Genomic DNA, 21052 nt, shown 5'->3' with positions numbered 1-21052 from the left:
AAGTCGCACATGAGCGAGTCCCAGTTCCTCCTGCCCGATGTGGGCGAGGGCCTGACCGAGGCGGAGATCGTCTCGTGGAAGGTCGCGCCCGGCGAGCAGGTCGCAGTCAACCAGGTCATCGTCGAGATCGAGACGGCGAAGTCGCTGGTCGAGCTGCCCTCGCCGTTCGAGGGGACCGTGGGGGAGCTCCTCGTCACGGAGGGCCAGACCGTCGAGGTCGGAACGCCCATCTTCACGGTCACCGCGGGCGCCCAGGCCGCTCCGACCCTGGAACGCGAGCCGGAGCCGGCGGACGAGATCATCGCCGATGCCGCGTCGACGGTCTCGCACGAGGACGAGCCGAAGCCGGGCGCCGTGCTCGTCGGCTACGGCTCGGCGGGTCACGGCAGCAGCCGCCGACGCCGGGTGTCGCATCCGGGAACCGCTTCGATTCCCGTCGCGTTCCCGGGGAGCATCCCGCAGCCGGCGGCCACGGCGGCAGCTCCGGCAGCCGCATCGGTCGCCACGGCCGCGGCTCCCACCGCCCCGACAGCGCCCGCCGCCCAGCCCGGGACCCAGCCCGGGACCGAGCCCGGGGCCGCGCCGACGGCGCGTCCCAGCGGGCCGGTCATCGCCAAGCCGCCCGTTCGCAAGCTCGCCAAAGATCTCGGGGTCGATCTCGGCCTGGTCACGCCGACCGGTCCGATCGGCGACGTCACCCGGGACGACGTCCTCCGCGAGGCGACGCAGGTGAGCGTCTTCCGCAACATCCAGACGCCCGAGTGGCCGAACGACCGCGAAGACCGCATCCCGGTCAAGGGCGTCCGCAAGGCGATCGCCAACGCGATGACGTCGAGCGCGTTCACTGCCCCGCACGTCAGCCTCTTCGTCGACGTGGATGCCACGCGCACCATGGAGTTCGTCAAGCGCCTCAAGAACTCCCCCGACTTCGCGGGCATCAAGGTGTCGCCGCTGCTCATCATGGCGAAGGCGATGATCTGGGCGGTCCGTCGCAACCCGATGGTCAATTCGTCGTGGACCGACGAGGAGATCATCGTCCGCCACTACGTCAACCTCGGCATCGCGGCGGCGACGCCGCGCGGCCTCATCGTGCCGAACATCAAGGAGGCGCAGGGCATGACCCTGCTCGAGCTCGCGAGGTCTCTCGAGCAGCTCACCCTGACGGCGCGCGACGGCAAGACGCCCCCGGCCGACATGAACGGCGGCACCATCACGATCACCAACATCGGTGTGTTCGGGATGGACACGGGCACGCCCATCCTGAATCCCGGCGAGGTGGGCATCGTGGCTCTGGGCACGATCAAGCAGAAGCCGTGGGTGGTGGATGGCGAGGTGCGCCCGCGCTTCGTCACCACCCTGGGTGCCTCCTTCGACCACCGCGTCGTCGATGGCGACGTTGCGTCCCGCTTCCTGGCGGATGTCGCATCCATCATCGAAGAGCCCGCGCTGCTGCTCGATTGAATTTGACAATCATTTTCAATAAGACGTAATGTGAGCCGGTGCCCGCGACCGTGGGCACACCCTCTTCGTGTCGTTCGCGACTTAGACAGGCTCCCATGAAGACGCGCTCCCTCGTCTCCGCCCTGGCGCTCGGCGCCGCAATCGCACTGGCGACCGCCGGTTGCGCCACCTCGTCGGCGGGATCCGACGACGGCACCCTCCGCGTGGTCGCCAGCACCAACGTGTACGGCGACATCGCGACCACCATCGGCGGCGACGCCGTCCACGTCACCTCTCTCATGTCCGACCCGGCCCAGGACCCGCACTCGTTCGAAGCCAGCGCCCAGAACCAGCTGGCCGTATCGAAGGCCGACGTCGTCATCGAGAACGGCGGCGGCTACGACGAATTCATGCAGACGCTGGTGAAGGGCTCCAAGAACCGCAGCACCACCGTCCTGAACGTCGTCGACCTGTCCGGTAAGAAGCCGGCCGACGGCGAGCTCAACGAACACGTCTGGTACGACTTCCCGACCATGGGGAAGCTCAGCCGGGCCCTGGTGGCCGCGCTCTCGGCCGCCGACCCGTCGCAGAAGGCAGTGTTCGAGAAGAACGGAACCGCGTTCGCGCGGCAGCTGACCGCTCTCGAAGGCACCGAGGCGCAGCTCAAGACGTCGTACGCGGGACAGGGCGTTGCCATCACGGAGCCCGTCCCCCTCTACCTGCTGGACGCGATTGGGCTGGTCGACAAGACCCCCGAGAGGTTCAGCGCTGCCATCGAGGAGGAGAACGACGTCTCCCCCGTCGTCCTCAAGGACACGCTGGCGCTGTTCAGCGGTCACCAGGTCAAGCTTCTGGCGTACAACGAGCAGACCACCGGTGCCGAGACCGAGCGCGTGCTCGCCGCCGCCAAGCACAACGGCATCCCCGTCGTGCCGGTCACCGAGACGCTGCCGAGCAGCAAACATTACGTCGGGTGGATGCAGTCCAACCTGGACGCCGTCGGAAAGGCGTTGGCCGAGTGAGTGAGCCGCTGGCGCGCGTGACGCCCCCGAGCGAACGGGACGTGGTCCTGGCATTGCGGGACGCATCCCTCGGATTCGGCGACCGGACGCTGTGGAGTGGGCTCGACCTCGACGTGCACGCCGGTGAGTTCGTCGCCGTGCTCGGCCCGAACGGCTCCGGGAAGACCAGCCTGCTGCGCACGATCCTCGGTCAGCAGCAGCTGGACTCCGGCGAGATCTCGTTCGAGGGGCACCCCATACGCCGCGGTGACCGGCGCATCGGCTACATCCCGCAGCAGAAGCTCATCCCGGCCGGCACTCCGATGCGCGCGCGGGACCTGGTCGCACTCGGCGTCAACGGCCACCGCTGGGGCCTGCCCCTTCCCCGTCGTTCCGACCGCGATCAGGTGGATGGACTGATCGACGCGGTAGGCGCCCGGCGCTATGCGGACACGGCGGTCGGTTCCCTCTCCGGCGGCGAGCAGCAGCGTCTGCGTGTAGCGCAGGCGCTTGCCGGAGATCCGGCGCTGCTGCTGTGCGACGAGCCGCTGCTCTCACTCGACCTCCAGCACCAGCGAGGCGTCAGCGAACTGATCGACCGGCGACGCCGGGAGCACGATAGCGCGGTCGTCTTCGTCACGCACGACGTGAACCCGGTGCTCGGGATGGTCGACCGCGTCCTGTACCTCGCCGGCGGCCGCTTCCGCATGGGGACTCCGGACGAGGTGCTCCGCAGCGACGTGCTCACCGATCTCTACGGGACGCCGGTCGACGTCATTCGGAGTCGCGGCCGCATCGTCGTCGTGGGCATCCCCGACGCGGAAACGCACGACCACCATGAGCACACCCGCGAGACGCATCCGGAGCCGGCCGCATGACGCACATGGACCTCTGGTCGCAGCTGTTCGACTTCACCGACTACGGCGAGCTGCTGCTTCTCGTCAAGAACTCGATCTTCGCCGGCGCAGTGCTCGGCATCGTCGGCGGTCTGATCGGCGTCTTCGTGATGCAACGCGACATGGCGTTCGCGGTTCACGGCATCAGCGAGCTGTCCTTCGCGGGCGCGGCCATCGCTCTGCTGCTGGGGGTGGATGTCGTGGCAGGGTCGCTGATCGGCTCGCTGATCGCCGCCATCCTGATCGGTCTCCTCGGCGCCAAAGCACGAGACCGCAACTCGATCATCGCGGTGCTGATGCCCTTCGGGCTCGGGCTCGGCATCCTGGCGCTCGCGCTGTATCCCGGCCGCAGCGCCAACAAGTTCGGACTGCTGACCGGTCAGATCGTGTCGGTCGACGACCCGCAGCTGGGGTCCCTGTTGGTCATCGGCGTGATCGTGCTAATCGCACTGCTGCTGATGTGGCGTCCGCTGACCTTCGACAGCCTGGATGCGGACGTCGCCGCCGCGCGCGGCATCCCGACCCGCTTCGTGGCGCTGGCATTCATGGTGCTGCTCGGGCTCGCGGTCGCCGTCTCGGTGCAGATCGTCGGAGCGCTGCTGGTGCTGTCGCTGCTGGTGACGCCCGCAGCTGCCGCGATGCGCATCTCCTCGTCACCGCTCGCGGTCCCGGTGATCAGCGTCGTCTTCGCCCTCGTCTCCGTGGTCGGCGGCATCCTGCTGGCGCTGGGCAGCGCGCTGCCGATCAGCCCGTACGTCACGACGATCTCGTTCCTCATCTACGTGGTCTGCCGCATCGTCGGCGGACGCCGCGACCGGCGCAGGACGGCCTCGAGTTCTCGGCGACTCGTGAGCCAGGCGGGCTAGCCTGGAATGGTGAAGCGCAACACCTGGCAGCGGGAGGCTGTCCGCGAGGCTCTGACCTCTACGGAGGGCTTCATCAGCGCGCAGGGACTCCACATGAGCCTGCACGAAGGGGGCTCCCCCATCGGCCTGGCGACCGTGTATCGCGCGCTCGCCGACCTGGCGTCGGAGGGTGATGCCGACTCGCTGCAGTCACCGGAGGGCGAGAGCCTCTACCGGGCCTGCACGACGGGCCACCATCACCACCTCATCTGCCGCAACTGCGGGCTGACGGTGGAGATCGAGGCGGATGCCGTCGAGCTCTGGGCACGTCAGGCCGCGGCGGCGCACGGCTTCACCCAGGCGCAGCACGTCGTCGATGTTTTCGGCCTCTGCGCCTCGTGCACGGCCCAGAGCGATTTGGCCGGCACTGCCTCCATGCCGTAGCATAGATGTTTGGCTGAGTGGGCCTCCCCCCGCTCTGATCGTGTACGAACCCCCCACATCTCGATGTCGGGAAGTCGTGCGCCGACAAGTGACCTTGGGTGGTGCCGTCCGGCACCACGGTATTGGAGAAGAAAGCAATGGCAGCAGTGTGCCAGGTGACTGGAGCCGTTCCCGGCTTCGGTCACAACATCTCGCACTCGCACCGTCGCACGAAGCGCCGGTTCGACCCGAACATCCAGAAGAAGACGTACTACGTTCCGTCTCTTCGTCGTAACGTCACCCTGACGCTGAGCGCCAAGGGCATCAAGGTCATCGACGCCCGCGGCATCGAGTCCGTGGTGAAGGACCTCCTGGCCCGAGGGGAGAAGATCTAATGGCGAAGCAGCAGGACGTCCGTCCGATCATCAAGCTCCGTTCGACGGCGGGCACCGGTTACACCTACGTGACCAAGAAGAACCGTCGCAACAACCCCGACCGCCTCGTGCTCAAGAAGTACGACCCCGTAGTGCGCAAGCACGTCGACTTCCGAGAGGAGCGCTAAACATGGCCAAGAAGTCAAAGATCGCCAAGAACGAGCAGCGTAAGGTCATCGTCGAGCGCTACGCCGCGAAGCGCGCCGAGCTCAAGAAGGCCCTCGTCGACCCGAATGGTAGCGACGAGTCCCGCGAGGCCGCGCGCCTCGGCCTCCAGAAGCTTCCCCGTGACGCCTCCCCGATCCGCGTCCGCAACCGCGACGCCGTCGACGGCCGTCCCCGCGGAAACCTCAGCAAGTTCGGTATCTCCCGTGTTCGCTTCCGCGACATGGCGCACCGCGGCGAGCTGCCCGGCATCACCAAGTCGAGCTGGTAAACCAGTCCGGCGACGCACTCAAGGGGCGTTCGGCTTCGGCCGGGCGCCCCTTTGTGGTGTCAAATGCCTGAAGAAGCCCGGAAATCCGCGTGTTTCCGCGGGTTTCTGATACATTCAAGGCGGTCAACCGACCAAACGTATGGCCCAACGTGGCCTCAACCGTTCCACAAACAGCTGTAAAACCAGCACAAGGTCCGAGGAGGACACTCAATGGCTGACAACCTGAACAAGACCGAGCTCGTTGCTGCCGTCGCTGCGGCGTCGGGTCAGAGCCAGGCCACCGTCTCGAGCGTCGTCGACGCATTCTTCAGCACCATCAGCGAGACCGTCGCCAAGGGCGGCAAGGTCACCATCCCGGGTTGGCTCGCCGCCGAGCGCAGCGAGACCGCTGCCCGCACCGGCCGCAACCCGCAGACGGGCGCGGAGATCTCGATCCCGGCCGGTCACCGCGTCAAGCTGACCGCGGGTTCGAAGCTCAAGGCTGCCGTCAAGTAGTCTTTCCCAGCTTGCCCGAGGGCGGTGCCGCATCACGCGGTGCCGCCCTCGTCGTCTCCGGAGGCGCGCCGCACCCGACGAGTCGTGAGTCGTTGCTGGAATCCCGGCTCAGTGGCGACATCTGGTCACCACTCGTCGTTGCCCGGCGCTGTGGGTGCCCGGCTGTGGGCGCCCGCCCAGGAGCGTGGACGTAGGCTGGACGGGTGCCACGAATCCTCCGCGTGATCGGCCCTGCCGCGCTGCTGCTCGCAGCCGTGGCGGCCATGATCATCGCGCTCGCATTCGGCGGTGGGGCGTCCGCTCCCCTTCTGGCCGATCCCGGAGCGTTGGTGCGATGGGGGTTGCCCGCCGCGACCCTCGTGGCCAACCTCAGTCTGGCGGGCACCGTGGGGGCCCTCGTGCTCGCGTGTTTCGCGTTCGCGCCCGACCGCGACGAGTACGGCAAGGCGCTGGATTTCGCCGCCGGCAGCGCGGGAGTGATGACCGTCGCATCCGCCGCCACCGGCCTGTTCACCTTCGTGAGCGTCTCCAACGTGCCGTGGTCGTTCGACGCGACCTTCAGCAACGGGCTCAGCTCGTTCGTGACCAGTGTCTCCCTGGGCCAGGCGTGGCTCGGCATCACGCTCATCGCGGCCGCCGTCACGGTCCTCTGCTTCGCCGTGCGCAACCAGACCGCGATCGTCTTCGTGACGATCCTGGCAATGGCCACCGTCGTGCCGATGGCCCAGCAGGGGCACAGCGCGGAGGCCGCAGGCCACGACGCGGCGGTGACCTCGTTCGGGCTGCACGTGCTGTTCGCGGCGATCTGGCTGGGCGGCCTGATCACGCTCATCGTCGTCAAGCAGACGCTGGGCAACGGCCGACTCGTCACCGTGCTCGAGCGTTATTCGACCATCGCCCTCATCTGCTTCGTGGTCGTCGCCGCGTCAGGGTACGTCAACGCGGAGCTGCGGGTCGGGACGCTGGCCGAGCTGGCGACGCCGTACGGCATCCTGGTCCTGGTCAAGGTTGCTGCGCTCGTCGTCCTCGGCCTGTTCGGCCTCACTCAGCGTCGCTACCTGATCGGCCGGCTGAAGAGCACGGGCGAGCCGCGCAGCTTCTGGTGGATCGTCGTCGCCGAACTCGCGTTCATGGGAATCGCGTCCGGAGTTGCGGCGGCGCTCGCCCGCACGGTGACGCCCGTGCCAGAGACGCGTGCGGCCACTCCGACTCCGGCGGAGATCCTCACCGGCGAGAAGCTGCCCGACCCGCTCAGCTTCGAGCGGCTGTTCACCTCCTGGAACTTCGACCTGCTCTGGGTGCTGGCGTGCGCCTTCGCCGTGTTCTTCTACCTCGCCGGCGTGTGGCGCCTGCGCCGCCGCGGCGACTCGTGGCCGGTATACCGCACCGTGCTCTGGGTGCTGGGCATCGCGCTCCTCTTCTACATCACCAACGGCGGTGTGAACGTCTACGAGAAGTACCTGTTCTCAGCCCACATGTCGGCGCACATGGTGCTCACCATGGCCGTGCCTCTGCTGCTCGTCCCGGGCGCGCCGGTCACCTTGGCGGCGCGCGCGATCCGCAAGCGCACGGACGGTTCCCGCGGTGGCAGGGAATGGATGCTGCTGGCGGTGCACTCGCGTTTCGCTGCGGTGATCTCCAACCCGATCGTCGCGGCGATCCTGTTCGCCGGATCGCTGTGGGCGTTCTACTACACGCCCCTGTTCCGCTGGGCGACGACCGACCACATCGGGCACGAGTGGATGATCGTCCACTTCCTCATCACGGGGTACCTCTTCGTGCAGTCGCTGATCGGGATCGACCCGGTCAAGTACCGGCTCCCGTACCCGTTCCGGCTCCTGCTCCTGCTGCTCACGATGGCTTTCCACGCCTTCTTCGGGCTGTCGATCATGCAGATGCACGGACTGATGCTGGCCGACTGGTTCGGCGCGATGGGCCGCACCTGGGGCGACGCGCCGCTGATCGACCAGCAGGCGGCCGGCGGCATCGCGTGGAGCATCGGCGAGATCCCGACGGTGATCCTGGCGATCGTGGTCGCCATCCAGTGGAGCCGGAGCGACGAGCGCGAGACGAAGCGCAGCGACCGGAACGCGGACCGCACGGGCGATGCGGAGTTGAAGGCGTACAACGAACGGCTGGCGCGGATGGCGGACCGCGACCGCGCGGTCCGGTGACGAACTCGCGTTAGGGCCCCTGGGCCACGACGATCGCGAGCGAACCGTCCGGTCGGATGGTGACGTTGCTCAGGCGCATCGAGAACGGCGCGTCGTCGCTGCGCCGGCTCACGGTCCCGTCGAACAGAGACTGCACCGTCACGTCGATGTGCGCGACACCGACCATGTCGTCCGTCACCCAGCCGGTGTCGCCGGCCCGCAGCCGCACGACGGGGTAGGTGACCATCGACCACTCGGGGTCGCCCTGCACGCGGTCGTCGATCTCGACGCCGAAGGGGCAGCCGGCGGGCTGAAGCACCTTCTGCTTCGCACAGTCGTCGAGGAAGTCGTCCACCTGCTTCTGCACCGCCAGCGTGAATTCAGAGGTCGGCTGGGCGTCGACGACCGTCTCGGTGACGTGTCCCGGCTCTGCCAGGGCCGTGACCGGGGCGGCGTGCACGTAGTGGGAGCTGTGCGACAGCTCGAGCGGTGCCAACGGCAGGACCAGATAATCGGCCGAAACGCTGAAGGCGGCCGCCGGCTGATCGGGCGACGCCGCCCGGGGGGCGACGGTGTGCCGGCCGACGGTGAAGGTGTCGGCGTGAGCGACGGTGACGCGGGCGACACCCAGTGGGGTGGATGCGAAGCTCCAGGTCGGCAGCAGGCCGAGCGCCGACCCGCTCTGCCGCACCTGGAATGAGGCCGAGACGGCGCGTCCGTCGGCGCGGGCGTGGACGACGACGGTGTGGACCCCGTCGGCGCCGGTCGTGTCGGACGCGACCGCCACATCCCGGATCGAGGGGAGGATGTCCGACCGCAGCAGCTCGCGGGATGCGCCGGACGGCAGCCCTGCGGCTTCGAGCGCGCTGGAGGTGGGAGCGGCCCCGGGCATGGCCAGCGCGTCGGGCACGCGATGCGCGGCAATGGACGCGACGAACGCCTCTACGAACCCGCTCGGGCTGTAGTACGCCCGCTGCACCGCCCCGAAGGCCCCCGCGGCGGCGACGAGCAGCAGGATCCCGAGCCCTGACCAGAGCAGGACGGCGCGCCGGAGCGTACGCGAGTCCCCCACAGCCATGAGGCCATCCTAGGGTCCTGTGGATAAGCGGCCTCGCGGCGGTAGGCAGCGTTAGAGTAGTGCGTCAGGTCGGGCGATCGGAAAGGGAGGCCATGGAGCGTCCACCCCTCTCGCCGGAGCAGCAGGCGGTCTTCGATCTGATCGAGAACACCCGCGAGCACGTCTTCGTCACGGGTCGCGCAGGCACGGGCAAGTCCACTCTCCTCAACCACCTGTCGTGGAACACGGAGAAGTCGCTCGTGATCTCGGCCCCCACCGGTGTGGCCGCGCTGAATGTGGGTGGGCAGACCATCCACTCCCTCCTCCGGCTGCCGATCGGCGTCATCGCCGACCACACCATCGACCAGAGTGCCGAACTCCGCAAGCTCCTCAACAGCATCGACACGCTCGTCATCGACGAGGTCTCGATGGTCAACGCCGACCTGATGGATGCCGTGGACCGCAGCCTGCGCCAGGCGCGTCAGCGCGCGGGCGAGCCGTTCGGCGGCGTACAGGTGGTCCTGTTCGGCGATCCGTACCAGCTCGCGCCCGTGCCGGGCGACCGCGAGGAGCGCGCGTACTTCGCCGACACCTACCGCTCGATGTGGTTCTTCGACGCCAGAGTCTGGCAGGAGGTCGACCTCCGCATCGTGGAACTGCTCCAGGTGCATCGGCAGCACGAGTCCGACTTCCGGTTCATGCTCAACGCCGTGCGCCACGGTCAGGTCACCAAGGAGATCGCCGACCGGCTCAACGAGGTGGGAGCCCGTCCGGCGCCCGACGACGGCACCATCACCCTCGCCACCCGCAACGACACCGTGAACCGGATCAATGCGCAGGCGCTCGGTCGGCTGCCCGGGCGCGTGCTGACGGCGAAGGCCGAGGTCAGCGGCGACTTCGGCGGCCGCAATTATCCCGCCGACGAGTCGCTCGAGCTCAAGGTCGGCGCGCAGGTCATGTTCCTGCGGAACGACGTCGGTCAGGGCGACGGTCCCCGATGGGTCAACGGCACCATCGGCACCGTGACCAAGATCGATTCGAACGTGTACGTCGACGTCGACGGCGAGGTCCACGAGGTGGAGCCGGCGATCTGGGAGAAGTTCCGTTACAACTGGTCGCCAGAGACGAAGAAGCTGACCAAGGACGTCGTGGCCGAGTTCACGCAGTTCCCGTTGCGACTGGCGTGGGCGGTCACCATCCATAAGTCGCAGGGGAAGACGTACGACGCGGCCATCGTCGACCTGGGGACGCGGGCTTTCACGTCAGGGCAGACGTACGTGGCACTGAGCCGGATCACCACGCTCGACGGCCTGTACCTGACTCGCCCGCTGCGGCCCAGCGACATCATGGTCGACGCCGATGTCGAGCGTTTCATGCGGGATGCGCGTCCCGTCACCATGCCCGTCGCGGGGGCGGCGGCCGGATGAGCGGGATCGTCGAGAGGGGACGGACGTGGCGGTGACCTTCGTGCTGGACTTCAGCGACGGACAACGGGTCGAGACGAGCGGCAACGGTGTGATCGGTCGCAGCCCCGCGGTGCACACGCCGGGCACCGAGCTGGAGGACCCGGGCCATGTCGAACTGGTCTCGGTGCAGGACGACGCCAAGTCGGTGTCGCGCGCCCATCTCGCGTTCGGCCAGTACGAGGGCGTCTTCTGGGTGATGGACCTCGGCTCGGCGAACGGCACGACGATCACCTACCCGGGCGACGGGACATTCGCCTGCGACCCCAACACTCGGCACGAAGTCGACCCAGGATCGGTGGTGCGGTTCGGGAGCGTGTCGTTCGCGCTCACACGACGCTGATCGCGCACCGGATCTGTGGTGGGCCGGATCAGTGGTGGTGGTGGACCGTCACGGCCGCGACACCCGCATCCGTGAACCCGAGGGCCGGGATGGTGATGGCGGACACCGCGCACGCACTCAGCAGGAGCACGAGAACGAAGCGGAAGGCGCTGCTCTGGGCGGGAACGGGACGGCCGCGCCGGATCACCACGGCGGCCGTCGCCGCGACGGCCACGTCGAGCAGAGAGGCGGCACCCATCGGGATGAGTGGCAGACCGATGGCGGTGCCGCCGGAGGCTGTCGCCCCCGCGACGGCGAGAGCGGCCCACATCCCGATCGGGAGGAGCGCGAGCGCGGGGATGAGCCGGAGAGCGGGCGGCCGATCGCGGGCCAGCGTCGCCGCGGCCCACAGGAGTTCCGCCAGGGCGAGCACAAGGAACGCCGCCAGCAGAGGAGGGGGTGCGCTGGGAGCGAGCGCTGCGTGAAGCAGCCCCGCCCCCAGCGCGGCCACGGCGAGGAAGGCACGGGTCGCCGGGCCCACCGCGACGGCCGAACCGGCCGAGGCGGCGGGGGCGACCCGCAGCGTTCCTGTCATCCTGCTCATGGGAGCCGTGGCCCCGCCGATCAGGCGGCGGCCGTCGTGGCGCGGGTCCCGCGGTCGGCGCCGAGACCGGTGCCGAGGAGGACGATCGCGCTCACGAGGTGCAGGAAGTGGTCGGGCGTGTTGAGGGCGAGGATGTTCGCATCCGTGCCGACAAGGAAGAAGCCGACGATACCGAGCAGAAGGTAGACGGCGCCGACCGTGGTGTTGACGGCCTTGGCGGCTGCCACCCGGGTCAGGCCGGCGATCAGCAGGGCTGCGCCGATGAGGAGGTGAGCGATGTTGTGCAGCGGGTTCACCTCGAAGATGCCGAGCAGCAGGCCGCCCTTGGTGGCGACGAAGCCGACCCCGCCGGTGAAGGCGAAGCCGAGGAGCCCGACCAGCAGGTAGACCGCTCCGAAGATGGTGGCCACCAGGCGGTTCGGTGATGTGCGCATTGTGTCGTTTCCTTCCGTAGGACGGCGCACCGATGCGCGCCTCACTTCCCATTCGAAGCGTCGTCCGAATCGGATTGCGGTCACAGCCCCTTGCGCGGCGGCTTCGTTTCTGCCGCACGTTACAATCGCTGGACACGCAGAGCCGATGGCGGGGGAAGATTCAATGCGACGAGACACGAAGTTCGGGCGTCTCGCGCTCGCCGCGACCGCCGCGCTCGTGGCCCTCGTGCTGGCCGGTTGCACGTCCGGGGCCGGTAGCGGAGGGCAGCCGTCGCAGCAGCCGGGCGGCTTCTCGACGGATGTCGAGAAGCGCCTGACCTCTGCTGTCACCGACGCCATGACGCTGGCCGACGCCTCCGCCGGGTTCGCCGGCGTCTGGGCCCCGTGGGCGGGCAGCTGGACGACCGCTCAGGGCACGACGACACGGGGAGGATCGAAGCCGGTCACGGAGGACATGGCCTTCCGCATCGGGCAGAACACCACGCCGATGACGTGCACCGTGCTTCTCCAGCTTGTCGACGACGGGCGGATCGGTCTCGACGACCCCCTGACCAAGTGGGTGCCTGGCCTGATCGGTGTCGACGGTGTGACGATGCGGGAGCTCTGCCAGAACACGTCCGGCATCAACGACTACATCGCCGCCCTGAACAGCAATTTCTTGATGAACCCGACGCGTCAGTGGCCGCCACTCGAACTCGCCAGCGACGGTATCGCGATGCAGCGGTTCGGCACTCCGGGTGAGAAGTACGGCCGCTCCGCCACCAACGCTGTACTCGTCGGGATGGCGCTCGAGAATGCCACGAGCCGCAGCTGGCAACAGCTCTACAAGGAGTACATCTTCGACAAGCTCGGCATGACCGCGAGCGTCCTGCCCGAGACCAGTCAGCTGACTGTTCCGGGACCGCACCCGGCGGGATACTCGGTGGGACTGGATGCGGCCGGCGCGATCGTGTGCGAGCCGATGCGCGACGTGAGCAAGATGTCTCCCTCGCAGGGATGGACGTCCGGTGGCGTCGTCTCCACCGTCAGCGACCTCAAGGCCTTCGGCCAGGCACTCGCCGGCGGCAGCCTCCTGAGCGAGAAGGCGCGTAAGGCGCAGGTCGACGCGGTCGTCAACGGCGAGTCGTGGCAGCGCTACGGCCTCGGCGTGCAGCTGCTCGGCCCGCTTCGCGGCAGCAGTGGCGCGGTGCCCGGTTACCTCTCGGCGGTGTTCGCCGACCCGTCCTCCGGCCTGACCATCGTCGTCGCGCTGAACAACTCGACTCCGGGTCCCGCTTTCGCGCAGTTGCTCGCGCAGCGACTCGCGTCGATCGCCTCCAAGCTGCCGGTCGAGCAGAAGGGTGCGAAGGCGGTCGCCTCCCTCCCGTGGTCGGAGCAGCAGACGGTCGACGGCATGAAGAGGTCGGCGCCGTGCCCGGCGAAGAAAGCCGGCTGACGCTCCTCTGCTGGTGACGTCGGTTCGGAGTTCGCTACGCCCCCGCCAGCGCCGCCAGCTCGGCGCGCACCGGGAACGCGTCGTCCTCCAGTACCAGCTGAACGGCCGCGCCGGTCGCCCGGTTCACGATCACAGGAGCCAGCAGGTTCACGGTGCTGCCCGCATGCGACGGCGTCACGACGACGAGCAGCAGCGCATCCGGCTCAGCCGCGATCCCGAGCTCGGCCGCCCGGTCCTCGGGCAGCTCCGGCGAGTAGCCGGGGAGGTGCCGCGACGCGTCGATCGTGAACAGGCGGATCTCCGGGCGCTCGACCGAGGCGAGCGTGTACAGGCCGTCGGCGCCGGCAACGGGCTCCAACGTGAACGAATCCAGGGGCTCGAGTCCGGGAGGCGGGGTGAGGAAGTGGACCGCGCTCATCGGAGGAAGTCCATCAGCGTCGGCTGGAGCACGCGAGCCGTCACGGCGATCGCGGTCTGGTAGTTCACGTCCTGCGTCTTCAGGTCGAGGATCACCTTGCTGAGGTCGACGTCCTCGAGCGACGAACGCTGGCCCTCCAGGGAGTTCGCACCGACGGCCAGGGCATCCTTCGCCTTGTCGATGCGGGTCTGGCGGCCGCCCACCTCCGCGTGCTCTCCCACGATGGCCTTCATCCTGTCGTCGATCTCGCCCAGGCGCGCAGTGACGTTCACGCCGGTGCGAAGGTCGTTCGCAACGTTGTCGATCAGCGCGAACACCGACGTTGCGCCCGTCCCGAAGACGGCCGCTCCGTCCGCATCCACCCGCACTGTTGTGTCGGGGCCGATCCTGCGCTCCACTGTACTTCCCGCCGTGCCGGTGAACGAGTAGTCGGGCTGGAAGGCGACGCCGGCGTCCGAGTTGCCGGCGAAGACCGTTCGGCCCAGGTACGTCGTGTTGGAGAGCGACAGCAGGCTGTTCTTGAGGCCATCGAGCTCGGTCGCGAGCGAATTCTTCGCCTCTGGCGACATGGCGCCGTCGTTCGCTCCCTGCACGGTGAGGTCGCGGACGCGGCGCATCAGCGCCTCCACGGACGTGAGTGCCGAGTCGGCGGTCGTCAGCCATGCATCGCCGTTGTCGACGTTGCGCTGGTACTGCGACGTCGCCGCCTGGTCGGAGCGCACGCCCATGGCGCTCGCCGTGGCCGTCGGGTCGTCCGACGGCTTGTTCAGCAGGCGTCGGCTGGTCGCCTGGTCGTACAGCTGAGCCTGACGCTGAAGGCTCAGCTGGAGGTTCCGCTGGGCGTTGAGGGTCTGGGTGGAGTTTGTCACGCGGCTGATCATGGCTATCTCCCGACGAGTCCGGTGTGGTTGATGAGCACATCGAGGGCTTCGTCCACGGCGGTCATCACGCGCGCGGCACCCTGGTAGGCGTGCTGGAAGGACAGCATGTTCATGTTCTCCTCGTCGATGTCGACGGAGGCTCCGGACAGCTGCGCGCTGGTCGCCGCGTTGCTGGCCATGTCGGCCAGGTCGGACTGCTGCTGCTCGGTTCGGCTGGCGACGCCGATACGGACGACGACGGCGGCCCACTGCTTGTCGACCGCGTTGGTCCCGGTGCCCAGCTGGCTGATCGCGTCGGCGATGCTTCCGTTCGCTCCCCCGGCCCCGGCGGTTCCCGTGGCGATCTGGCCCACGCCCGTCGGGACGACCGAGAGGCCGAGCGCGGCGGGCTTCGTCGGGTCGATGGCGAAGAAGTCGAGGCCGGTCGCGCCGGTCGGCGTGGTGCCGGTCGAGTGGATGGCGTTGACCCGCTGGGCGAGCGTGACGGCGAACGCGTTGTAACTCACCGCGGCTTCCGCCAGCACTCCCCCGGTGCCGTTGGCGTCGGCCGGCGCGAGCGTCGAGACGGCGCCCGCTATCGATCCGCCCTCCATCGCGATCGCGGCGCCCGGGCGGTACGCCCATTCGAGACGCGGCGGATCACCCGCGGCGTCGGCCATGCGTGCCGCCCCGGCCGCCTTCACCGCGTTGGCCGTGGTGCCCGAGACGAGCGCGTTGCCGCCGACCAGCACATCCACCGTGCCGTCATCGTTCGGCCGCACGACTCCCCCGGCGAGCTTGGCGATGGATGTGGTGAGCAGGTCGCGACGGTCCATCAGCTCGTTCGCCGACTGGCCGGAGGCGAGCGCCGAGCGGATGCGGCCGTTCAGGTCGGCGACCTCGGTGGCGGCGGTGTTCAGGTCGGAGACCATCCCGTCGACCGAGGTTCGGAGGGCGCTCCACTGGTCGTCGACGGCTCGGTAGCCGGACTGCAGCTGGGTGACGACACTGCCCGCCTGACCGAGGAGCACTCCGGCCGGCGCTTGCTCTCCCGCCTGGTTGGCGACATCGCCCCACGCGGACCAGAACTTCTGCAGCTGCGTCGACAGGCCGTTGGTGCCCGGTTCGTTGAGGGACGACTCCAGCTTGGCGAGTGCGTCGGCCCGCGTATTCGTGTAGCCGGAAAGGGCCGACGAGCTGCGGACGCGGGCGTCGATCGTGGCGTCGTCGAGGCGCTGAATGCCGTCGACGCTGACACCCTGCCCCGGGCGCACCCCACCCTTGAAGAGCCCGGTCGCGTTCAAGGCCGGGACCCCGGACGTGCTGACGCGCTGGCGGGTGTATCCCGGGGTGTTGGCGTTGACCAGGTTCTGGCCGACGACATCCAGCCCGGCCTTCGCGGCGACGAGCCCCGTGTACGCGGTGTTGAGACCGCTGAAAGTGCTCATCGGGTCAAGCCTCCGTGTCGAAGAAGCGCGCCGTGTCGCCCAGGCTGCCGGTGCCCCCCGCGCCGTACACGCCGGGGTCGTCGCCCGCACCGGACAGCGAGCTCAGCGTCTCCTGCGTCGAGCGGGCGGCCTCGCGCAGCAGGCGCTCGTTGGTGTCGCGCACCTCCGCGATCTGGGCGGTGAGTTCGGTCAGGGCGGCGAGGTGCGACCCGAAGATGTCGGACCAGATGCCGTCGGGTGCGGCGGTCGCGAGCTCGCGCAGGGTCGCATCCGGGCCGATCCCCCACTCGTCGGCGAGCGCGGCGACCTCGACGGTGCGGGCGAGCCCGACGGCGCGCATCCGCTCGATGACCTGCTCGACTTCACGGGTGGCGTGCGAGATCCAGCGGGACTTGCCGGCGATCAGGAGCAGCTGCTCCTCCTCCAGCTTGAACAGCAGGAGCTCCAGGAGCTCGCGCTCCTTCCACAGCTGCGCTGAAAGCTCACTCGCGGCCATGTCGCTACCAACTTCCTCGTGAGTCGATGTGCGCACCTGGTCTCCTCGGGTCTGAAGGGCGGTGGATGCTGTCCCCGCCTCTCCACACAATCGGCACGCTTGCGCCTGATGTTAGGCGTCGCGGGCGGCCCGACGTGGATGCGACCTACCGCTTCATAGGCAGGTGTCAGTATTCCCCGTACTGGGGGTACGGGCTGCCCCGTAGTGGGGGCAGAGAGCATGCAATCTGAGCACTCTCGAATTGTTACCGTAAACAACGAAAGACCCCTAGCAACCCGTTCGGCACCCGACTAAGTCCGAGCGTCCACAGCACCGCCCGAGTACCGAGAGACGACTTTTCCGAAGAGGTCGCCGCAACGTATCCGTCCGATGAAGAGGGGTCACCCAGCGTGAACCGGAACGAACGCAACGCGCTCGTCGTCGAGAACCTGCCGCTTGTCGGCTACCTGGTCTCCGACCTGTGCTCCCGCGCTACGCACCTGTCGCGCGACGACCTGGCCTCCGCCGGGTCCGTCGCCCTCGTCCAGGCGGCCGACGCCTACGACGCCACGACCGGTGTCCCGTTCGGCGCCTACGCCCGCACCCGTATCGTCGGCGCGCTCTCCGACGAGCTGCGTGCCTCCGACTGGGCCACCCGCGGCGCGCGCAAGCGCATCAAGGAGACCCTCGCGGTGCAGGAGAGCCTGACCTCGTCTCTCGGTCGCGCGCCGAGCGTCGACGAGATCGCGAACGCCCTCGGCGTCGACCGCGAGACGGCGGCCGCCGGTCTGGCCGACGCCTCGCGGACCGTCTCCGCCCTCGATGAGACGATCGAGCCGCTGCTCGTCTCCGAGATGACCGGCCCCGAGGATTCGCTCCTGGCCGACGAGCAGACCGGGTACATCCGCGCAGCCGTCGCCGCCCTCCCCGACCGGATGCGCTCCATCGTGGAGGCGATCTACTTCGACGACCGCACGGTGACGGAGATCGCCGAGGAGCTCGGGATCACCCACTCCGCCGTCTCGCAGCAGCGCTCGGAGGCCATCCGCCTCATGCGCGAGGGATTGGCGACCCACTACTCCGACGACGGCGACCCCGTCGTCATCGAGGCGAAGACCTCCCAGGCCCGGCGCAGTGCCTATCTGGCACGTCTCGCGCAGCACGCGGTCGCGGGCGTCTCGCGCCTCTCCCCCACGTCGCCGAGCTCGGCGCGGGCGTCCTGACGACGCACCGCTAACGGGACGGCAGCGACAGCCGATAGAGGCTGATGCGGACCACGGAAGGGCCGCGCACCACCACCCACATCATGGAGGAAACATCATGGGTATGCAGATCAACACCAACATCGCGGCGAACAACGCCTACCGCAACCTGAACAACACGCAGGGCGACCTCTCGAAGTCGCTCGAGAAGCTGTCCAGCGGCCTCCGCATCAACCGTGCGGCGGACGACGCGGCCGGCCTCGCCATCTCGGAGGGCCTGAAGTCGCAGGTCGGCGGTCTGACCGTCGCCGCCCGCAACGCTCAGGACGGCATCAGCGTCGTGCAGACCGCTGAAGGTTCGCTCACCGAGGTCCACTCCATCCTGCAGCGCATGCGCGATCTCGCGGTGCAGGGCGGCAACGACTCGAACTCCGTCGACTCGCGCAAGGCGATCCAGACGGAGGCCGACGAGCTGGGCAAGGAGCTCGACCGCATCACGCAGGGCACCAACTTCAACGGGATCGACCTGCTCAAGGGCGGCGCGCTGAACTTCCAGGTGGGCGCGGGTGCGACCGCGAACGACACCATCAAGGTCAACCTGGCTGACGTCGCGACCTCGGTGGGCACCCTCGCCGGCGCCGCCGGTGCCACCGGCTTCGACGTCACCACCAACGCGGCGGCGAACACGACGATCACGTCGATCGACACCGCGATCACCGCGATCTCGACCGCCCGCTCGGAGCTCGGTGCTTCGCAGAACCGGTTCGAGTCGGCCGTGCGCAGCCTGAACGTCTCGAAGGAGAACCTCTCGGCCGCGTCCAGCCGCATCACCGACACCGACATGGCGGAGGAGATGGTGAAGTACACCCGCTCCAACATCCTGTCGCAGGCCGGTACCGCGATGCTCGCTCAGGCGAACCAGTCCAACCAGGGCGTCCTGCAGCTGCTCCGCTAGTAGGCCCGGCGGCCGGGGCGTCGACCCCAAAGCGCGTCCCGGCCGCCGAACCACACCGCACCAACCGTCGTAGGAGGGAGACCACCGCATGAGCATGGCCATCGACGGGCTCATCAGTGGCCTGAAGACGACGGACCTGATCAACAGCCTGATGCAGGCCGAGGCGATCCCGCAGACCCTGCTGAAGAACAAGGTCACCGACTCCACGACCTACATCACCGCGATGCAGGCACTCAACACGAAGGTCGCGGCCCTGGCCGACGCCGCCGCGAAGCTCGCGAAGCCGGCCGGCACCGACCTGCACACCGCCTCCGCCAGTTCGACTGCCGCCGTTGCGACCGCAGGGGCCGGCGCCGTGGACGGCACCATCGACTTCACCGTGGACAAGCTGGCGCAGTCCCAGGTCACGGTCACCGGCCCGTTGACGCAGTGGCCCGATCAGCCGCCGACGCTCACCTTCGTCGCGGCCGACGGAACCGTCAAGCAGATCACCGCGGGCAGCTCATCCCTCGCCGACGTCGCCGCGGCGATCAACCAGGCGGGAGTGGGCGTCAGCGCCACCCGCGTCGCAGCCGGACTGGACCCGGCCACCGGCCAGCAGCTCTACCGGCTGCAGCTCAGCTCGACGAAGACCGGGGTCGCCGGCTCATTCACCGCGTACCGCGGTACTCCCGCCGACGTCACCGCCGGCACGGCGACGAACCTGCTCACCGAACCCGGCGCTGCCCAGGTGCGGGCGGCCCAGGATGCGCAACTCACGCTCTGGGCCGGGACGGGCGCCGCGCAGACCGTCACCAGCTCGTCGAACACGTTCGCCGACGTGCTGCCCGGCGTCGCCGTGACGGTGTCCGCCGCATCCAGCACTCCCGTCACCCTGACCGTGGCGCGCGACGACAAGAGCCTGACGGCCGCCGCCAACTCTCTCGTCACGAGCGTCAACGACATCTTCTCCTTCATCGGGTCGAAGCAGGCCGTCTCGACGACCACCGATTCGGCCGGCGGCACGGTGGTGACCGGTGGTGCGTTCACCGGCGACTCGACCGCACGCGACGCCAACCAGAAGCTGGTGGATGCGATCAGCTCCCCCATCAACGGCGTTTCGCCCTCCACCTACGGCATCAGTATCCAGCGCGACGGCACGGTCGCCTTCGACCAGAACGTCTTCAGCGCGGCCATGGCGGCCGACCCCACCACGGTGAAAGCTGCGCTCACCACGATCGCACAGCGGGTGGCGGACGCCTCGACTGCCGCCAGCGACACCTACACCGGGTCGCTCTCCCTGCGGATCAAGGGCGAGCAGTCCACCGTCAAAGACCTCAACGACCAGATCACCGACTGGGACACACGCCTCACCGACCGGCGGTCGACACTCGAGAAGACGTACGCCAACCTCGAGGTGCAGCTGCAGCAGCTGCAATCCCAGTCCTCCTGGCTCACCGGCCAGCTCTCCTCACTCCCGACTGCGAGCTCATGAACATGAACGTCCTCACCTCGGCGGCGGCCAAGCTCTCCGCATACAACCGCGACAGCGTCCTCTCGGCGAGCCCGGCCCGTCTGCTCACGATGCTGTACGACCGCCTGCTGCTCGACCTCACCCGCGGCGAGTCCGCGCTCGAGGCTGCCCAGTGGCCGACCGCGTGGGAGAACCTGCGCCACGCCGACCAGATCGTGGCCGAGCTGGCGGGCACCCTCCGGGTGGAGCTCTGGGACGGCGCCGAGGGCCTCCTCCAGCTGTACGGCTACCTCGCGGATCTGATCGTCGGAGGGATGATCGAGCGCGACCCGGCAAAGGTGCGCGAGGCGATCGAGCTCGCCGAGCCTCTGCGCCAGACCTGGCACGAGGCCGCTCGCCTGCTGCCGGCGGTCCCCGTGGCGACGGAAGCGGATCGGGACCTCGGTGTCGCCTGAGGTCGTCCGCGAGGACGAGCCCGTCCGCGAGGACGCCGTCGCCTGGTCGGACGCTCTCGATCGGATGGAGCACGAGCTGCACGGAGCGCTCGCCAAGGTCGACCCTGTCCCCTGGCGCCCGCCGATCGCGCTGGGCCCCATCCCGCCGGAACTGCAGGAGCGCGCCGCGCGCCTGCTCGAGGCGCAGCTGCACACCATCCGTTACCTGGAGGATGTGCGTCAGACTACCGCCCGGCACCTCGCGGCCGTCCGAGCTGTACCCCGGTCGGAAGTCGGGCCGCACCCCGTCTACTTCGATCTGATCGGCTGACTCCCCGCGCGTTCTCCACCTGTGGATAACCATGTTGA

25 protein-coding genes are annotated in these 21052 nt (G+C 68.7%); 18 read left to right on the top strand and 7 right to left on the bottom strand.

The features are described 5' to 3' along the window. Nucleotides 1-9 precede the first annotated feature (9 nt). The 10 genes from AB4Y74_RS16735 (at nucleotide 10) to AB4Y74_RS16690 (ending at nucleotide 8144) form a co-directional block, all read left to right on the top strand. Nucleotides 10-1461 carry a dihydrolipoamide acetyltransferase family protein gene (locus AB4Y74_RS16735; RefSeq protein WP_441800190.1) on the top strand — a complete coding sequence of 484 codons (1452 nt, stop codon included), beginning with the start codon at nucleotides 10-12 and terminating at the stop codon, nucleotides 1459-1461. 95 nt (nucleotides 1462-1556) lie between these two features. Further along, nucleotides 1557-2462: a metal ABC transporter solute-binding protein, Zn/Mn family gene (locus tag AB4Y74_RS16730; protein ID WP_441800189.1), complete on the top strand. Its 906-nt coding sequence runs from the start codon at nucleotides 1557-1559 to the stop codon at nucleotides 2460-2462. Further along, complete coding sequence (locus tag AB4Y74_RS16725) at nucleotides 2459-3319, top strand: metal ABC transporter ATP-binding protein (RefSeq protein WP_441800188.1); 861 nt, start codon at nucleotides 2459-2461, stop codon at nucleotides 3317-3319. The genes AB4Y74_RS16730 and AB4Y74_RS16725 overlap by 4 nt, the downstream gene beginning before the upstream one ends. Next, nucleotides 3316-4203 carry a metal ABC transporter permease gene (locus AB4Y74_RS16720; RefSeq protein WP_441800187.1) on the top strand — a complete coding sequence of 296 codons (888 nt, stop codon included), beginning with the start codon at nucleotides 3316-3318 and terminating at the stop codon, nucleotides 4201-4203. Before AB4Y74_RS16725 ends, AB4Y74_RS16720 begins: the two co-directional genes overlap by 4 nt. Before the next feature lie 6 nt (nucleotides 4204-4209). Further along, on the top strand, nucleotides 4210-4626 hold the full coding sequence (locus AB4Y74_RS16715) for a Fur family transcriptional regulator (protein ID WP_441800186.1): 417 nt from the start codon (nucleotides 4210-4212) through the stop codon (nucleotides 4624-4626). A gap of 137 nt (nucleotides 4627-4763) precedes the next feature. Next, nucleotides 4764-5000 carry a 50S ribosomal protein L28 gene (gene rpmB, locus AB4Y74_RS16710; RefSeq protein WP_018188988.1) on the top strand — a complete coding sequence of 79 codons (237 nt, stop codon included), beginning with the start codon at nucleotides 4764-4766 and terminating at the stop codon, nucleotides 4998-5000. Continuing rightward, complete coding sequence (gene rpmG / locus AB4Y74_RS16705; protein ID WP_085367414.1) at nucleotides 5000-5167, top strand: 50S ribosomal protein L33; 168 nt, start codon at nucleotides 5000-5002, stop codon at nucleotides 5165-5167. Before rpmB ends, rpmG begins: the two co-directional genes overlap by 1 nt. A 2-nt stretch (nucleotides 5168-5169) precedes the next feature. Continuing rightward, nucleotides 5170-5475, top strand: a complete 306-nt coding sequence (gene rpsN / locus AB4Y74_RS16700) for a 30S ribosomal protein S14 (RefSeq protein ID WP_018188986.1) — start codon at nucleotides 5170-5172, stop codon at nucleotides 5473-5475. Nucleotides 5476-5685: 210 nt separating this feature from the next. Continuing rightward, nucleotides 5686-5970: an HU family DNA-binding protein gene (locus AB4Y74_RS16695; protein ID WP_090039575.1), complete on the top strand. Its 285-nt coding sequence runs from the start codon at nucleotides 5686-5688 to the stop codon at nucleotides 5968-5970. Between the two features lie 263 nt (nucleotides 5971-6233). Then, nucleotides 6234-8144, top strand: a complete 1911-nt coding sequence (locus tag AB4Y74_RS16690; protein WP_441800469.1) for a cytochrome c oxidase assembly protein — start codon at nucleotides 6234-6236, stop codon at nucleotides 8142-8144. Between the two features lie 10 nt (nucleotides 8145-8154). On the opposite strand, the gene AB4Y74_RS16685 is transcribed toward AB4Y74_RS16690, so the two are convergent. Beyond that, on the bottom strand, nucleotides 8155-9201 hold the full coding sequence (locus AB4Y74_RS16685) for a hypothetical protein (RefSeq protein WP_441800185.1): 1047 nt from the start codon (nucleotides 9199-9201) through the stop codon (nucleotides 8155-8157). Between the two features lie 92 nt (nucleotides 9202-9293). Here AB4Y74_RS16685 and AB4Y74_RS16680 point away from each other — a divergent pair, with 92 nt between their 5' ends. Next, nucleotides 9294-10607, top strand: a complete 1314-nt coding sequence (locus tag AB4Y74_RS16680; RefSeq protein WP_441800184.1) for an ATP-dependent DNA helicase — start codon at nucleotides 9294-9296, stop codon at nucleotides 10605-10607. Between the two features lie 25 nt (nucleotides 10608-10632). Beyond that, the gene (locus AB4Y74_RS16675; protein ID WP_441800183.1) at nucleotides 10633-10986 is read left to right on the top strand and encodes an FHA domain-containing protein; all 354 of its coding nucleotides are present in this window, start codon (nucleotides 10633-10635) and stop codon (nucleotides 10984-10986) included. A gap of 28 nt (nucleotides 10987-11014) precedes the next feature. Here the strand turns inward: AB4Y74_RS16675 and AB4Y74_RS16670 are convergent, their stop codons facing one another. Both AB4Y74_RS16670 and AB4Y74_RS16665 read right to left on the bottom strand, forming a co-directional pair. After that, nucleotides 11015-11560 (bottom strand): hypothetical protein, encoded by a 546-nt coding sequence (locus AB4Y74_RS16670; RefSeq protein WP_441800182.1) that lies wholly within the window; start codon nucleotides 11558-11560, stop codon nucleotides 11015-11017. A gap of 29 nt (nucleotides 11561-11589) precedes the next feature. Next, on the bottom strand, nucleotides 11590-12003 hold the full coding sequence (locus AB4Y74_RS16665) for a DUF4383 domain-containing protein (protein ID WP_441800181.1): 414 nt from the start codon (nucleotides 12001-12003) through the stop codon (nucleotides 11590-11592). 163 nt (nucleotides 12004-12166) lie between these two features. Here AB4Y74_RS16665 and AB4Y74_RS16660 point away from each other — a divergent pair, with 163 nt between their 5' ends. Continuing rightward, nucleotides 12167-13438 carry a serine hydrolase domain-containing protein gene (locus tag AB4Y74_RS16660; RefSeq protein WP_441800180.1) on the top strand — a complete coding sequence of 424 codons (1272 nt, stop codon included), beginning with the start codon at nucleotides 12167-12169 and terminating at the stop codon, nucleotides 13436-13438. Nucleotides 13439-13472: 34 nt separating this feature from the next. On the opposite strand, the gene AB4Y74_RS16655 is transcribed toward AB4Y74_RS16660, so the two are convergent. Genes AB4Y74_RS16655 through AB4Y74_RS16640 form a run of 4 tightly spaced genes read right to left on the bottom strand, consistent with a single transcriptional unit; the run spans nucleotide 13473 to nucleotide 16660 of the window. Continuing rightward, nucleotides 13473-13856 carry a flagellar assembly protein FliW gene (locus tag AB4Y74_RS16655; protein WP_441800179.1) on the bottom strand — a complete coding sequence of 128 codons (384 nt, stop codon included), beginning with the start codon at nucleotides 13854-13856 and terminating at the stop codon, nucleotides 13473-13475. Beyond that, the gene (gene flgL / locus AB4Y74_RS16650) at nucleotides 13853-14725 is read right to left on the bottom strand and encodes a flagellar hook-associated protein FlgL (RefSeq protein WP_441800178.1); all 873 of its coding nucleotides are present in this window, start codon (nucleotides 14723-14725) and stop codon (nucleotides 13853-13855) included. Before flgL ends, AB4Y74_RS16655 begins: the two co-directional genes overlap by 4 nt. A gap of 14 nt (nucleotides 14726-14739) precedes the next feature. Further along, complete coding sequence (gene flgK / locus AB4Y74_RS16645) at nucleotides 14740-16164, bottom strand: flagellar hook-associated protein FlgK (RefSeq protein WP_441800177.1); 1425 nt, start codon at nucleotides 16162-16164, stop codon at nucleotides 14740-14742. Nucleotides 16165-16168: 4 nt separating this feature from the next. Then, nucleotides 16169-16660 carry a flagellar protein FlgN gene (locus tag AB4Y74_RS16640; protein WP_441800176.1) on the bottom strand — a complete coding sequence of 164 codons (492 nt, stop codon included), beginning with the start codon at nucleotides 16658-16660 and terminating at the stop codon, nucleotides 16169-16171. A gap of 389 nt (nucleotides 16661-17049) precedes the next feature. On the opposite strand from AB4Y74_RS16640, the gene AB4Y74_RS16635 reads away from it, so the two are divergent. From AB4Y74_RS16635 to AB4Y74_RS16615, 5 genes are all read left to right on the top strand, one after another. Continuing rightward, entirely contained in the window at nucleotides 17050-17862 is an 813-nt protein-coding gene (locus AB4Y74_RS16635; RefSeq protein WP_441800175.1) for a sigma-70 family RNA polymerase sigma factor, read from the top strand. Nucleotides 17863-17959: 97 nt separating this feature from the next. After that, on the top strand, nucleotides 17960-18796 hold the full coding sequence (locus AB4Y74_RS16630) for a flagellin N-terminal helical domain-containing protein (RefSeq protein ID WP_441800174.1): 837 nt from the start codon (nucleotides 17960-17962) through the stop codon (nucleotides 18794-18796). 88 nt (nucleotides 18797-18884) lie between these two features. Further along, nucleotides 18885-20270 carry a flagellar filament capping protein FliD gene (gene fliD / locus AB4Y74_RS16625; RefSeq protein WP_441800173.1) on the top strand — a complete coding sequence of 462 codons (1386 nt, stop codon included), beginning with the start codon at nucleotides 18885-18887 and terminating at the stop codon, nucleotides 20268-20270. Continuing rightward, on the top strand, nucleotides 20267-20704 hold the full coding sequence (locus AB4Y74_RS16620; protein ID WP_441800172.1) for a flagellar export chaperone FliS: 438 nt from the start codon (nucleotides 20267-20269) through the stop codon (nucleotides 20702-20704). The genes fliD and AB4Y74_RS16620 overlap by 4 nt, the downstream gene beginning before the upstream one ends. Beyond that, on the top strand, nucleotides 20694-21014 hold the full coding sequence (locus AB4Y74_RS16615) for a hypothetical protein (protein WP_441800171.1): 321 nt from the start codon (nucleotides 20694-20696) through the stop codon (nucleotides 21012-21014). Before AB4Y74_RS16620 ends, AB4Y74_RS16615 begins: the two co-directional genes overlap by 11 nt. Nucleotides 21015-21052 lie beyond the last annotated feature (38 nt).

The organism is Leifsonia sp. RAF41 (assembly GCF_052114085.1).
GTDB lineage: Bacteria > Actinomycetota > Actinomycetes > Actinomycetales > Microbacteriaceae > Leifsonia.
Note: the sequence above shows the minus strand (reverse complement) of the source record. Positions and strands in the feature narration are given on the sequence as shown.

Coding starts and splice junctions, on each gene's coding strand:
- AB4Y74_RS16735 (WP_441800190.1), top strand. CDS start 10: ATGAGCGAGTCCCAGTTCCTCCTGCCCGATGTGGGCGAGGGCCTGACC.
- AB4Y74_RS16730 (WP_441800189.1), top strand. CDS start 1,557: ATGAAGACGCGCTCCCTCGTCTCCGCCCTGGCGCTCGGCGCCGCAATC.
- AB4Y74_RS16720 (WP_441800187.1), top strand. CDS start 3,316: ATGACGCACATGGACCTCTGGTCGCAGCTGTTCGACTTCACCGACTAC.
- AB4Y74_RS16715 (WP_441800186.1), top strand. CDS start 4,210: ATGGTGAAGCGCAACACCTGGCAGCGGGAGGCTGTCCGCGAGGCTCTG.
- rpmB (WP_018188988.1), top strand. CDS start 4,764: ATGGCAGCAGTGTGCCAGGTGACTGGAGCCGTTCCCGGCTTCGGTCAC.
- rpmG (WP_085367414.1), top strand. CDS start 5,000: ATGGCGAAGCAGCAGGACGTCCGTCCGATCATCAAGCTCCGTTCGACG.
- rpsN (WP_018188986.1), top strand. CDS start 5,170: ATGGCCAAGAAGTCAAAGATCGCCAAGAACGAGCAGCGTAAGGTCATC.
- AB4Y74_RS16695 (WP_090039575.1), top strand. CDS start 5,686: ATGGCTGACAACCTGAACAAGACCGAGCTCGTTGCTGCCGTCGCTGCG.
- AB4Y74_RS16690 (WP_441800469.1), top strand. CDS start 6,234: ATGATCATCGCGCTCGCATTCGGCGGTGGGGCGTCCGCTCCCCTTCTG.
- AB4Y74_RS16685 (WP_441800185.1), bottom strand. CDS start 9,201: ATGGCTGTGGGGGACTCGCGTACGCTCCGGCGCGCCGTCCTGCTCTGG.
- AB4Y74_RS16680 (WP_441800184.1), top strand. CDS start 9,294: ATGGAGCGTCCACCCCTCTCGCCGGAGCAGCAGGCGGTCTTCGATCTG.
- AB4Y74_RS16670 (WP_441800182.1), bottom strand. CDS start 11,560: ATGACAGGAACGCTGCGGGTCGCCCCCGCCGCCTCGGCCGGTTCGGCC.
- AB4Y74_RS16665 (WP_441800181.1), bottom strand. CDS start 12,003: ATGCGCACATCACCGAACCGCCTGGTGGCCACCATCTTCGGAGCGGTC.
- AB4Y74_RS16660 (WP_441800180.1), top strand. CDS start 12,167: ATGCGACGAGACACGAAGTTCGGGCGTCTCGCGCTCGCCGCGACCGCC.
- AB4Y74_RS16655 (WP_441800179.1), bottom strand. CDS start 13,856: ATGAGCGCGGTCCACTTCCTCACCCCGCCTCCCGGACTCGAGCCCCTG.
- flgK (WP_441800177.1), bottom strand. CDS start 16,164: ATGAGCACTTTCAGCGGTCTCAACACCGCGTACACGGGGCTCGTCGCC.
- AB4Y74_RS16640 (WP_441800176.1), bottom strand. CDS start 16,660: ATGGCCGCGAGTGAGCTTTCAGCGCAGCTGTGGAAGGAGCGCGAGCTC.
- AB4Y74_RS16630 (WP_441800174.1), top strand. CDS start 17,960: ATGGGTATGCAGATCAACACCAACATCGCGGCGAACAACGCCTACCGC.
- fliD (WP_441800173.1), top strand. CDS start 18,885: ATGAGCATGGCCATCGACGGGCTCATCAGTGGCCTGAAGACGACGGAC.
- AB4Y74_RS16620 (WP_441800172.1), top strand. CDS start 20,267: ATGAACATGAACGTCCTCACCTCGGCGGCGGCCAAGCTCTCCGCATAC.